This is a genomic window from Streptococcus sp. k-628 (genome assembly GCF_013277475.1).
Lineage (GTDB): Bacteria > Bacillota > Bacilli > Lactobacillales > Streptococcaceae > Streptococcus.
In genome coordinates, this window is the sequence record NZ_VMMZ01000038.1 from 84,216 (window position 1) to 95,819 (window position 11,604).

The following is an 11,604-nucleotide window of genomic DNA, read 5'->3' on the forward strand; positions in this document are numbered from 1 at the left end:
TTTTTGTAGATTTTCAAAATAATTTTAAATAAGTATAGTAATTTACTTGAATCTTCTCTAAAAAGGTAGTATAATAAAAACATAGAAAACGCTTACAGAAAAGAGGGGGTATTATGGATAAAAGAGAAGCTTTGCGCACCTTTATGACAGGAGAGAATTTTCACCTTCAGCATTATCTAGGAGCACATAAAGAGCAAGTGAATGGAGAGTATGGCTATACTTTCCGTGTTTGGGCACCTAATGCTCAGGCTGTCCACTTGGTGGGGGATTTTACCAACTGGATTGAGGGTCAGATTCCAATGGTAAGAAATGACTTTGGGGTCTGGGAAGTCTTTACCAATATGGCTCAAGAAGGGCATATTTACAAATATCATGTCACACGTCAAAATGGTCATCAACTGATGAAGATTGACCCTTTTGCTGTCAGATATGAGGCGCGTCCAGGAACAGGGGCAATCGTAACAGAGCTTCCTGAGAAGAAATGGAGGGATGGACTTTGGCTGGCACGAAGAAAACGTTGGGGCTTTGCTGAACGTCCTGTCAATATCTATGAAGTTCACGCTGGCTCATGGAAAAGAAATCCTGATGGTAGTCCTTATAGTTTTGCCCAGCTCAAGGATGAACTCATTCCTTATCTCGTTGAAATGAACTATACTCATATTGAGTTTATGCCCTTGATGTCCCATCCACTAGGTTTGAGTTGGGGGTATCAGCTTATGGGTTACTTCGCTTTAGAGCATGCTTATGGCCGACCAGAGGAGTTTCAAGATTTTGTCGAGGAGTGTCATATCCATAATATTGGGGTTATTGTAGACTGGGTACCTGGTCACTTTACCATCAATGATGATGCCTTAGCCTATTATGATGGGACACCGACTTTTGAGTACCAAGACCATAATAAGGCTCATAACTATGGTTGGGGCGCTCTCAATTTTGACCTTGGAAAAAATGAAGTCCAGTCCTTCTTGATTTCTTGTATTAAGCATTGGATCGATGTCTATCATTTGGATGGTATTCGTGTGGATGCTGTTAGCAACATGCTTTATTTGGACTATGATGATGCTCCATGGACACCTAACAAAGATGGGGGAAATCTCAACTATGAAGGTTATTATTTCCTTCAACGCTTGAATGACATTATTAAGTTAGAATATCCAGATGTGATGATGATTGCAGAAGAAAGTTCGTCTGCAACCAAGATTACGGGAATGAAAGAGCTTGGTGGCCTAGGATTTGACTACAAATGGAACATGGGCTGGATGAATGATATCCTCCGTTTCTACGAAGAAGATCCTATTTACCGTAAATATGACTTTAATTTGGTGACTTTCAGCTTTATGTATGTTTTCAATGAAAACTATCTCTTGCCATTCTCGCACGATGAAGTGGTTCATGGTAAGAAGAGTATGATGCATAAGATGTGGGGAGATCGTTACAATCAATTCGCAGGCTTGCGCAATCTCTATACGTACCAAATTTGTCACCCTGGTAAGAAATTGCTCTTCATGGGTAGCGAATACGGTCAATTCCTAGAATGGAAATCCGAAGAACAGTTGGAATGGTCTAACCTAGAAGACCCAATGAATGCTAAGATGAAGTATTTCACTTCTCAGCTAAACCAGTTTTACAAAGACAACCGCTGTCTGTGGGAAATTGATACCAGCTATGATGGTATTGAAATCATTGATGCGGATAATCGAGACCAGAGTGTTCTTTCCTTTATTCGTAAGGGTAAAAAGGGAGAAATGTTAGTTTGTATCTTTAACATGGCACCTGTTGAACGGAAAGATTTTACAATCGGACTTCCTGTTGCAGGGATTTACGAAGAAGTCTGGAATACTGAGTTAGAAGAGTGGGGAGGCGTTTGGAAAGAACATAATCAAACTGTTCAAACGCAAGAAGGACTATGGAAAGATTATGAGCAGACCTTAACCTTTACCCTACCAGCTATGGGAGCTAGTGTCTGGAAAATCAAACGCCGCTTGAAATCTGCAAAAACTGTCACAAGTAAAAACCAAAAAGGAGTAGAAAATGAAGAATGAAATGTTAGCTTTGATTCTTGCTGGTGGGCAAGGAACTCGTCTCGGTAAACTCACTCAAAGCATCGCAAAACCAGCTGTGCAATTTGGTGGGCGCTACCGTATCATTGACTTTGCCCTATCAAACTGTGCCAACTCAGGAATTCATAATGTTGGGGTCATTACACAGTATCAACCTCTTGCTCTCAACAATCATATTGGGAATGGTTCAAGCTGGGGACTAGATGGTATCAATTCGGGTGTTTCTATTCTTCAACCTTATTCTGCAAGTGAAGGAAATCGTTGGTTCGAAGGGACTAGTCACGCTATTTACCAAAATATCGATTATATTGACAGTGTCAATCCTGAGTATGTCTTGATTTTGTCTGGGGATCACATCTACAAAATGGACTATGATGATATGCTCCAGTCTCATAAGGATAATAATGCCAGCTTGACAGTAGCAGTTTTAGACGTCCCTCTTAAAGAAGCGAGCCGTTTTGGTATCATGAATACAGATGCTAACAATCGTATTGTTGAATTTGAAGAAAAACCAGCTCAACCTAAATCTACAAAAGCTTCTATGGGAATCTACATTTTTGATTGGCAACGCCTTCGTAATATGTTAGTCGCTGCTGAAAAGAGCAATGTAGATATGTCAGACTTTGGTAAAAATGTCATTCCGAATTACCTTGAGTCAGGTGAAAGTGTTTATGCTTACGAATTTAGCGGTTACTGGAAAGATGTTGGTACGATTGAGTCTCTTTGGGAAGCGAACATGGAGTACATTTCTCCAGAAAATGCCTTGGATAGTCGTAACCGTCAATGGAAGATTTACTCAAGAAACTTGATTTCACCACCAAACTTCCTCGGAGCAAATGCTGATGTGGAAGATTCCTTGGTTGTCGATGGCTGTTTTGTAGATGGAACTGTTAAACATTCTATCCTTTCAACAGGTGCGCAAGTTCGCGAAGGAGCGGAAGTTGTTGATTCAGTTATCATGAGTGGAGCTATCATTGGTCAAGGAGCTAAGATTAAACGTGCCATTATTGGTGAAGGTGCGATTATTTCTGACGGTGTCGAAATTGATGGAACAGATGAAGTACAAGTTGTAGGATATAATGAAGTAGTGGGGGTAGCAACAGATGAAGATTGATAAATATTCTGCCATTTTAGGAAATACAGTTGGTTTTCATGATATGTCGACATTGACGGACCACCGTCCAGTAGCAAGTTTGCCATTTGGTGGGAAATATCGTTTGATTGACTTCCCGCTTTCTAGTCTTGCTAATGCAGGTGTTCGTAGCGTCTTTGGTATTTTCCAGCAGGATAATATCAGCTCAGTCTTTGACCATATTCGTTCAGGACGCGAGTGGGGCTTATCAACTCTTCTTAGCCATTACTATCTAGGAATTTATAATACACGCGTTGAGAGTAGCACAGTTGGAAAAGAATACTACCAACAGCTTCTTACTTATTTAAAACGCTCTGGATCAAACCAAACAGTATCACTCAACTGTGATGTTTTGATTAATATTGATTTGAACCAAGTTTTCCACCTTCATAACACAACGAAGGGGCCTATTACAGTTGTTTATAAGAAACTTCCTAAGAAAGATATTTCAGAAGTGAACGCAATCTTGGAAGTAGATGAAACAGACCATGTTCGTTCTCATAAACTCTTTGATAGCAAGTCAACATCTGAAACGTTCAATATGTCTACAGATATCTTTGTCGTTGATACACCTTGGTTGATTGAACGATTGGAAGAAGAAGCTAAAAAAGAACATCCAGAGAAGTTGCGCTATGTTTTACGTGATTTAGCTACTAAAGAAGGGGCTTTCGCCTACGAGTATACAGGTTATCTGGCAAATATTCACTCTGTAGAGTCTTATTACCAAGCTAATAAAGATATGCTTGAATCGCAAAAATTCTATTCTCTTTTCTCACCAAACCAAAAGATTTATACAAAGGTCAAAAACGAAGAGCCGACTTACTATGCTAATACATCTAAGGTAAGCACTTCTCAGTTTGCGTCTGGTAGTATCATTGAAGGTCAAGTTGCTAATTCTGTTCTATCACGTAATATTCATGTTCACAAGGATAGCCTGGTTAAAGATAGCCTGCTCTTCCCTCGTGTTGTGATTGGAGAAGGTGCTCAGGTCGAATATGCTATCTTGGACAAGGGTGTTGAAGTTGAGCCTGGTGTTGTGATTCGAGGAACGGCAGAACATCCAGTTGTCGTTAAGAAAGGTAGCAAAGTAACAGAGGATATTCATTCATGAAAATTTTATTTGTAGCAGCAGAGGGTGCACCCTTTTCAAAAACAGGTGGTTTGGGAGACGTCATTGGCGCTCTTCCTAAATCACTGGTAAAAGCGGGACATGAAGTTGCAGTGATTTTACCCTACTATGACATGGTAGAGGCTAAATTTGGAAATCAGATTGAAGATGTGCTTCATTTTGAGGTGAGCGTCGGTTGGCGCAGACAGTACTGTGGGATTAAGAAAACCGTCTTAAACGGTGTAACCTTCTACTTTATTGACAGCCAATATTATTTCTTCCGTGGTCATGTTTACGGTGATTTTGATGACGGAGAGCGCTTTGCCTTTTTCCAACTTGCTGCCATTGAGGCTATGGAAAGAATTGACTTTATTCCTGACCTTCTCCATGTTCATGACTACCATACAGCTATGATTCCTTTCTTGTTAAAGGAAAAATACCGTTGGATTCAAGCCTATCAAGGTATTAAAACTGTTTTAACCATTCATAATTTGGAATTTCAAGGACAATTTTCAGAAGGAATGTTATGGGATTTGTTTGGAGTTGGCTTTGAACGTTATGCTGATGGTACCCTTCGCTGGAACAACTGTCTGAACTGGATGAAGGCTGGAATTCTTTACGCAGACCGTGTTTCAACAGTTTCACCTAGCTATGCTCATGAAATTATGACCAGTCAGTTTGGATGTAATTTGGATCAGATTCTTAGAATGGAGTCTGGTAAGGTATCTGGTATCGTGAATGGGATTGATGCTGATCTTTATAATCCTCAGACGGATGCTCTTTTAGACTATCATTTCAATCAGGAAGATTTGTCTGGGAAAGCCAAAAACAAGGCAAAATTACAAGAGAGAGTTGGCTTGCCAGTTAGATCTGACGTTCCACTGGTGGGAATTGTTTCTCGTTTGACACGTCAAAAAGGTTTTGATGTGGTGGTCGAAAGTCTTCACCATATCTTGCAAAATGATGTTCAGATTGTTCTTTTAGGAACTGGTGATCCAGCCTTTGAAGGAGCTTTCTCATGGTTTGCTCAGATTTACCCAGACAAGCTATCAGCAAATATCACTTTTGATGTCAAACTTGCTCAAGAAATCTACGCTGCTTGTGATCTCTTCCTCATGCCAAGTCGTTTTGAACCGTGTGGCTTGTCTCAAATGATGGCTATGCGTTATGGAACCTTGCCATTGGTCCATGAAGTTGGTGGCTTGCGAGATACCGTTCGCGCTTTCAATCCAATCGAAGGAAGCGGTACTGGTTTTAGCTTTGACAATCTATCTCCTTATTGGTTAAATTGGACTTTCCAAACAGCTTTGGACTTGTATAGAAACCATCCTGATGTTTGGAGAAACCTACAAAAACAAGCTATGGCGTGTGATTTCTCATGGGATACAGCCTGCAGGTCATATCTTGACTTGTACCATAGTTTAGTTAATTAATAGATAAAATCGTATGATGACTTCATACGATTTTTAGGCTGTTTAGAGAGGAGAACTGATGTCTCAAGTAAAAGGCTTGTGTGTCATGGATGTTGACGGCACCTTAATCCTAGAAGAAGTGATTGATTTGTTGGGTAGAGAGGCAGGTTGTGAGGAGGAAATTTCGCAGATTACAAGTCAGGCAATGCGAGGAGAGTTGGACTTTGAAAGCAGTTTACGAGACAGAGTGTCCTTCTTGGAAGGTCTTCCTGTTTCGGTTTTTGATAAAGTCTTCAACACTATTCATCTATCGCCAAATGCCCAGGAATTCATCTCCATTCTCCAAAAGAATGGTATCCTAGTTGGTCTGGTGTCCGGTGGCTTTACACCAATAGTTGAAAGATTGGCAAAATCTCTTGGAATTGCCTATTTCTCTGCCAACCAACTTGAAGTCAAAGGTGGCTTTCTAACAGGAAAGTTAGTTGGACAAATTATTAATCCCGAAGTCAAAAAAGCAACTCTGGAAAAATGGAGAGAGAAACTAAAACTCCCTAAAGAAAGAACGATTGCAATCGGCGATGGAGCCAATGACCTATTAATGTTGAAGTCGGCAGGACTTGGAATCGCCTTTTGTGCCAAAGAAGTGCTCAAAAAAGAAATACCGAATCATGTTGACAAGAGGGATTTTTTAGAAGTTCTTCCTTTGATTGACTGTTTAGAATGAGGGAAAATATGAAGATTGTAATTGCACCAGATTCATTTAAGGAAAGCTTGACCGCTGAAGAGGTAGCTGAATCTATTAAAAGAGGCTTCCAACAATCGATAGCAGATGTAGAATGTCTTCTCTGCCCTGTTGGTGATGGTGGCGAAGGTACTGTAGATGCTATACGACATTCTCTTGAGCTAGAAGAAAAATGGATCCAAGTGACAGGCCCTTTTGGCCAAAAAGAAGCCATGCGCTATTTTCAAAAAGAACAACTGGCACTATTTGAAGTGGCTGACTTAGTTGGTCTTGGAAAAATTCCGATAGAGAAACGAAATCCACTGCAAATCCAAACTTGTGGAATAGGGGAATTGATTCGTTATCTCATTGCTCAAGGGATTAAAGATATCTATATCGGTGTTGGTGGCACAGCCAGTAATGACGGAGGAATTGGGATCGCTGCTGGATTGGGGTATCAATTTTATGATAGGGATGGAAATGTCTTGCCTACATGTGGTCAATCCTTACTAGACTTAGCTTCTGTCTCAACAGAAAATCGCTATAAAATTCCTGAAGATGTTCAAATTCGTATTTTAGCAGATGTCGCGAGTCCCTTATGTGGTCATCAAGGTGCGACCTACACTTTTGGAAAGCAAAAAGGTTTAGATCCTACTATGTTTGCAGTCGTAGATCAGGCAATCCAATATTTTTATGAAAAAGCCTCACCTGTAACATTGGAAATTAAAGGAGCAGGAGCTGGTGGAGGCCTTGCTGGCGGTTTGTGCGCCTTTGCTCAGGCAAATATCGTGTCTGGAATTGATACCTGCTTGAACTTAATCAACTTTGATAAGAAAGTGTCAGATGCTGACATGGTTATTGTTGGAGAAGGAAGGCTAGATCGTCAAAGTTTAGCAGGTAAAGCGCCTATAGGTATTGCAAAAAGAACCCCTGTCGGAGTTCCTGTCATTGCTATTTGCGGTAGTCTTGCTGAAGATTTACCTTCCCTACCATTTGAAAATATTCAAGCTGCCTTTTCTATTTTAGAGAAAAGTGAACCTCTAGAAGATAGTTTGAAAAATGCCCGCCTCTATCTGGAGCGCACGGCAGCCAATATTGGGCGTTTATTAAGTCTGAGTAAGATTTAGCCAAACCATTTCTTCCAGATGGATGTTTTGGCAGGTTCTTCCTTTTTACCTTCCCAAAGTTTTGGAAAAGCAAGTCGAAGGTTCTTTTCTTCTACTTGTACTGGTGCATTGCTATGGATAATCAGACCAAAAGGAGAAGAAGCGTGGTTTTCAGATACTATGGTTGCTTGACTATCGATTTCTTTTGATTCTTTTAAGTAGAAAACTTGCTTGTCAAATTCGATAGTTGGTGAAATCTTCACAAATAGTGGTTCTGCTTTTTCCTGAAGTTTTTCTAAAATAGATAAAAAGCCTTTTTCTAACTGAGGGCTATTTGCTGTATCAATATCTGCATATCCAAGAACTCTTTCCTCAAAAGTACCAAGATAGCGTCTTTGCTCATCAGGATTTAATTTTGGCCCACCATGAGCTTTTTCAAGTAATTGTTTTGATAAATCTGTCATGAAAACAGTATATCATAAAAGTTAGAATAAAACAGACAAAAGAAAGCGATTACTTTATAAAGTTAAGGAAAATTTGCACAAAGATAACGTTTTTTCTTGAAAAAGGAGGGCTTTTAAGGTATTATAGAGGTGTAAAAAATTTAACTCATAAGGAGAGTAAAAAATGTCAATTATTACTGATGTTTACGCTCGCGAAGTCCTAGACTCACGCGGTAACCCAACACTTGAAGTAGAAGTTTACACTGAATCAGGTGCTTTCGGACGTGGTATGGTTCCATCAGGAGCTTCTACTGGTGAACACGAAGCAGTTGAACTTCGCGACGGTGACAAATCTCGTTACGGTGGTCTTGGTACACAAAAAGCTGTTGACAACGTAAACAACATCATTGCTGAAGCTATCATCGGCTACGATGTACGTGATCAACAAGCTATCGACCGTGCTATGATCGCTCTTGACGGTACTCCTAACAAAGGTAAATTGGGTGCGAATGCAATCCTTGGTGTGTCTATCGCTGTAGCTCGTGCTGCTGCTGACTACCTTGAAATCCCACTTTACAGCTACCTTGGTGGATTCAACACTAAAGTTCTTCCAACTCCAATGATGAACATCATCAACGGTGGTTCTCACTCAGATGCTCCAATCGCTTTCCAAGAGTTCATGATCTTGCCAGTTGGTGCTCCAACATTTAAAGAAGCTCTTCGTTACGGTGCTGAAATCTTCCACGCTCTTAAGAAAATCCTTAAATCACGTGGTTTGGAAACTGCCGTAGGTGACGAAGGTGGATTCGCTCCTCGTTTCGAAGGAACTGAAGACGGTGTTGAAACTATCCTTGCTGCGATCGAAGCTGCTGGATATGTTCCTGGTAAAGACGTATTTATCGGATTTGACTGTGCTTCATCAGAATTCTACGATAAAGAACGTAAAGTTTACGACTACACTAAATTCGAAGGTGAAGGAGCAGCTGTACGTACTGCTGCAGAACAAATCGACTACCTTGAAGAATTGGTAAACAAATACCCAATCATCACTATCGAAGATGGTATGGATGAAAATGACTGGGACGGTTGGAAAGCTCTTACTGAACGTCTTGGTAAGAAAGTACAACTTGTTGGTGACGACTTCTTCGTAACAAACACTGACTACCTTGCACGTGGTATCCAAGAAGGTGCTGCTAACTCAATCCTTATCAAAGTTAACCAAATCGGTACTCTTACTGAAACTTTTGAAGCTATCGAAATGGCTAAAGAAGCTGGTTACACTGCCGTTGTATCACACCGTTCAGGTGAAACTGAAGATTCAACAATCGCTGACATCGCAGTTGCAACTAACGCAGGACAAATCAAGACTGGTTCACTTTCACGTACAGACCGTATCGCTAAATACAACCAATTGCTTCGCATCGAAGACCAACTTGGTGAAGTAGCTGAATACCGTGGATTGAAATCATTCTACAACCTTAAGAAATAATCGTTGATTTAACAACGTTTCTAGCCCCTCGGAATTTATCCGAAGGGCTATTTTTGTATTTAGGGGGCAAAAAAGGGGCAAAACTTTTTAAAAAATCTTTTTCATAACTTTATCCAGTACATTGATTGCTTCATCTTTCATGTTCTTTGTGACGTGGGTATAGATGGAATTAGTAACATCAGAATCAGAATGTCCAACCCTATCCATGATTGTTTTTAGCGGAATTTTATTTTCAGCTAAAATGCTAATAGTTGTATGTCTGAAGATGTGAGGGGATAGATGTTTGGGAATTGGTTTCTTTAGGCGTTCATTTGCTCGCTGGAGAGACTTGCTTAGGATGGAGCTATGAACGGGCTTTCCCGTATTTGTAACAAAGATGCGGTCACTTTTATGCCAATTCTTATCGGTTGTTTCGCTTAGACGATTTAATTCAATCATTTTATCAAGTATTTCAATCTCTCTTTTTGTGAGGTGTGTTATCCTGAAGCTTGCAAAAGTCTTAGTACCGTCATCATCTGGAATGTATCGGTTGAATGTTGTATGGATGTCTAATGTATTGCTATCTTTGTGATATTTATCTAACATAAGACTAGCCAATATCTCCAAACAATTGAGAACTATAAAAGTTTGATTAGTAGCTGACTAGTCCTTGTGTTATCTTGCTATATCGTGCAGAAATATTTCTATGTACAGGGTTCTAATACCTATATTTTTGACAATAATATAAGAAAATAGTATACTAAATAGACAGTCATTGATTGTAGTGATAACGGTTAGGAGAAAATAGTGTTAAAACGTATTTTAAATATAGCATTAGCTTATGTCGGTGTTGTTATTGGTGCTGGATTATCTTCAGGCCAAGATTTAATGCAATACTTTGTTAGTTTTGGTAAATGGGGTATCATTGGAACGATTGTTCTTGGAATCATAAGTATTATTTTTGGTAAAATTATCATTACCTTAGGAAGCTATTTCCGTTCAAATGATCATTTTGAAGTTCTTTCCCAAATTGCCGGGCCTATTACTAATAAGATTCTTGATTTTGCTTTAATTGTTTCCTGCTTTGTAATTGGTTTTGTTATGATTGCTGGGGCTGGTTCAAACCTTAACCAACAATTTGGTTTGCCATTTTGGTTGGGAGGATTGATTTGTGCTATCTTGGTCATTATTGTCAGTTTTCTTAATTTTGAAAAGATTACCAGCGTTCTTGGGATATTTACTCCTTTGGTCTTTGTCATGATTATCATTATGGCAGTACATACTTTCGTAGGGAAAAGTTTTGATTTTGAAGAATTAGAAGCAATCACAGCTACACTTTCTTCTCCGATGCCCAATGTCTGGGTTTCTTTACTAAATTATTTCGCACTAACTGTTATGACTGGTGTATCCATGGCATTTGTCTTAGGAGGTTCTGTCATGAGAATTGGTGTTGCGGAAAAAAGTGGTCTCTTAGGTGGACTTGTAGTTAGTTTGATTATTACCGTAGCAACTGGTATTTTATACGCCAATATAAAACTTGTTTCAACTGTTGATATTCCTATGTTAACAATTGCGGAGCAAATTCATCCTCTATTTTCTTTACTGTATGCTCTAATTATTTTTGGACTTATTTTTAATACAGCTTTCAGTTTATTTTATGCCTTGGCAAAACGTTTCTCTTCAAACAAACCGAAGCGCTTTTACCCTATTCTAATTGCTACGGTCGCTATAGGATATGGTTTATCTTTTATGGGATTTAAAGAATTAGTCTCCATTATGTATCCTCTTTTAGGTTATGTCGGTTGTCTAATGCTGGTCATTTTAGCAGTGGCATGGATAAAAGAAAGAGGAAACATCAAAGGGGAAAAATCTTTAAGACGAAAGATGATTCGATTGATAACCAAAAAATATGACGATGAACAAGAATATACTATTAGAGATAAAGCGACATTTCACCAACTAGGTGAAGATTCTATTATAGATACTAAGAGTATCAAAAGTGATATAAAGGATTTGGTAAAAGAACAGTTTGTTGATGATGATGCAAAACATGATGGAAGCGTCTTATCTTAAATAATAAAGTTAGAGAAAAATATTTACAAACAGGAAAGCGCATCTTATCAGGTGTCAAAAACACTTGATAATATGCCTTTT

The 11,604-nt window shown here is 39.2% G+C and carries 10 protein-coding genes; 8 read left to right on the plus strand and 2 right to left on the minus strand.

What is annotated here, in order from left to right:
* The first annotated feature begins 113 nt into the window (after positions 1 to 113).
* Genes glgB through HT730_RS05675 form a run of 6 tightly spaced genes read left to right on the plus strand, consistent with a single transcriptional unit; the run spans position 114 to position 7,560 of the window.
* Positions 114 to 2,042, plus strand: coding sequence for a 1,4-alpha-glucan branching protein GlgB (glgB, locus tag HT730_RS05650; protein WP_173307041.1), 1,929 nt, complete (start codon positions 114 to 116; stop codon positions 2,040 to 2,042).
* Entirely contained in the window at positions 2,032 to 3,174 is a 1,143-nt protein-coding gene (locus tag HT730_RS05655; RefSeq protein ID WP_000787253.1) for a glucose-1-phosphate adenylyltransferase, read from the plus strand. The genes glgB and HT730_RS05655 overlap by 11 nt, the downstream gene beginning before the upstream one ends.
* The gene (gene glgD, locus HT730_RS05660) at positions 3,164 to 4,303 is read left to right on the plus strand and encodes a glucose-1-phosphate adenylyltransferase subunit GlgD (RefSeq protein WP_173307042.1); all 1,140 of its coding nucleotides are present in this window, start codon (positions 3,164 to 3,166) and stop codon (positions 4,301 to 4,303) included. Before HT730_RS05655 ends, glgD begins: the two co-directional genes overlap by 11 nt.
* A complete protein-coding gene (glgA, locus tag HT730_RS05665) occupies positions 4,300 to 5,733 on the plus strand; it encodes a glycogen synthase GlgA (protein ID WP_173307043.1) in 1,434 nt (477 codons plus the stop codon). Before glgD ends, glgA begins: the two co-directional genes overlap by 4 nt.
* Positions 5,734 to 5,791: 58 nt before the next feature.
* A complete protein-coding gene (gene serB, locus HT730_RS05670; protein WP_173307044.1) occupies positions 5,792 to 6,436 on the plus strand; it encodes a phosphoserine phosphatase SerB in 645 nt (214 codons plus the stop codon).
* Positions 6,437 to 6,444: 8 nt separating this feature from the next.
* Entirely contained in the window at positions 6,445 to 7,560 is a 1,116-nt protein-coding gene (locus HT730_RS05675; RefSeq protein ID WP_173307045.1) for a glycerate kinase, read from the plus strand.
* Here HT730_RS05675 and HT730_RS05680 read toward each other — a convergent pair.
* Positions 7,557 to 8,003: a DUF1694 domain-containing protein gene (locus tag HT730_RS05680; RefSeq protein ID WP_173307046.1), complete on the minus strand. Its 447-nt coding sequence runs from the start codon at positions 8,001 to 8,003 to the stop codon at positions 7,557 to 7,559. The genes HT730_RS05675 and HT730_RS05680 overlap by 4 nt on opposite strands.
* Positions 8,004 to 8,166: 163 nt before the next feature.
* Between HT730_RS05680 and eno the strand changes: the two genes are divergently transcribed.
* Positions 8,167 to 9,471 carry a surface-displayed alpha-enolase gene (eno, locus tag HT730_RS05685; RefSeq protein ID WP_173307047.1) on the plus strand — a complete coding sequence of 435 codons (1,305 nt, stop codon included), beginning with the start codon at positions 8,167 to 8,169 and terminating at the stop codon, positions 9,469 to 9,471.
* An 87-nt stretch (positions 9,472 to 9,558) separates the two neighbouring features.
* Here the strand turns inward: eno and HT730_RS05690 are convergent, their stop codons facing one another.
* Positions 9,559 to 10,056 carry a tyrosine-type recombinase/integrase gene (locus tag HT730_RS05690; RefSeq protein ID WP_345890268.1) on the minus strand — a complete coding sequence of 166 codons (498 nt, stop codon included), beginning with the start codon at positions 10,054 to 10,056 and terminating at the stop codon, positions 9,559 to 9,561.
* A gap of 201 nt (positions 10,057 to 10,257) precedes the next feature.
* Between HT730_RS05690 and HT730_RS05695 the strand changes: the two genes are divergently transcribed.
* The gene (locus HT730_RS05695; protein WP_050242696.1) at positions 10,258 to 11,523 is read left to right on the plus strand and encodes a hypothetical protein; all 1,266 of its coding nucleotides are present in this window, start codon (positions 10,258 to 10,260) and stop codon (positions 11,521 to 11,523) included.
* The last annotated feature ends 81 nt before the right edge of the window (positions 11,524 to 11,604 follow it).

Coding starts and splice junctions, on each gene's coding strand:
- glgB (WP_173307041.1), top strand. CDS start 114: ATGGATAAAAGAGAAGCTTTGCGCACCTTTATGACAGGAGAGAATTTT.
- HT730_RS05655 (WP_000787253.1), top strand. CDS start 2,032: ATGAAGAATGAAATGTTAGCTTTGATTCTTGCTGGTGGGCAAGGAACT.
- glgD (WP_173307042.1), top strand. CDS start 3,164: ATGAAGATTGATAAATATTCTGCCATTTTAGGAAATACAGTTGGTTTT.
- glgA (WP_173307043.1), top strand. CDS start 4,300: ATGAAAATTTTATTTGTAGCAGCAGAGGGTGCACCCTTTTCAAAAACA.
- serB (WP_173307044.1), top strand. CDS start 5,792: ATGTCTCAAGTAAAAGGCTTGTGTGTCATGGATGTTGACGGCACCTTA.
- HT730_RS05675 (WP_173307045.1), top strand. CDS start 6,445: ATGAAGATTGTAATTGCACCAGATTCATTTAAGGAAAGCTTGACCGCT.
- HT730_RS05680 (WP_173307046.1), bottom strand. CDS start 8,003: ATGACAGATTTATCAAAACAATTACTTGAAAAAGCTCATGGTGGGCCA.
- eno (WP_173307047.1), top strand. CDS start 8,167: ATGTCAATTATTACTGATGTTTACGCTCGCGAAGTCCTAGACTCACGC.
- HT730_RS05690 (WP_345890268.1), bottom strand. CDS start 10,056: ATGTTAGATAAATATCACAAAGATAGCAATACATTAGACATCCATACA.